The sequence below is a fragment of the Salinimicrobium oceani genome, from assembly GCF_012037645.1.
This window is the reverse complement of record NZ_JAAVJR010000735.1, coordinates 1-427: the sequence shown is the minus strand read 5'-3', so window position 1 is coordinate 427 and position 427 is coordinate 1. Positions and strand designations below refer to the sequence as shown.

Genomic DNA, 427 nt, shown 5'->3' with positions numbered 1-427 from the left:
GCATAAGAAAGGACAGCAGCAAAAAGAAGGATGCCAAATACCCAATCCATTCCACGTAAGATATTCCAAGTAATTCCATAGTTAATTCAAAATTCAATGTTCAAAATTCAAGATTAGGTGTTGCACTAAATAATGAGAACAACCTTTAAAAATAAGAGCTGCCAAAAATACAATTTTTAGCAGCTCTTATTATAGTAAATGATCCAGTTATAAGATCTTATTTCTCTTTCTGTCGTTTTCAGTAAGATAGATCTTTCTTAAGCGAAGGTGCTTTGGAGTTACCTCCACGTATTCATCTTTCTGAATATATTCCAGGGCTTCTTCCAAAGAAAATTTAATTGCAGGGACGATCCTTGCCTTATCATCTGCACCCGAGGAACGTACGTTAGAAAGCTTTTTGGTTTTTGTGATGTTCACCACCATATCA

Annotated in this window: 1 pseudogene; it reads right to left on the bottom strand. The window is 35.1% G+C overall.

The annotated features are described in order from the left end of the window. Positions 1–207: 207 nt before the first annotated feature. Positions 208–427, bottom strand: a pseudogene (locus tag HC175_RS19135) (translational GTPase TypA); the annotation flags it as partial.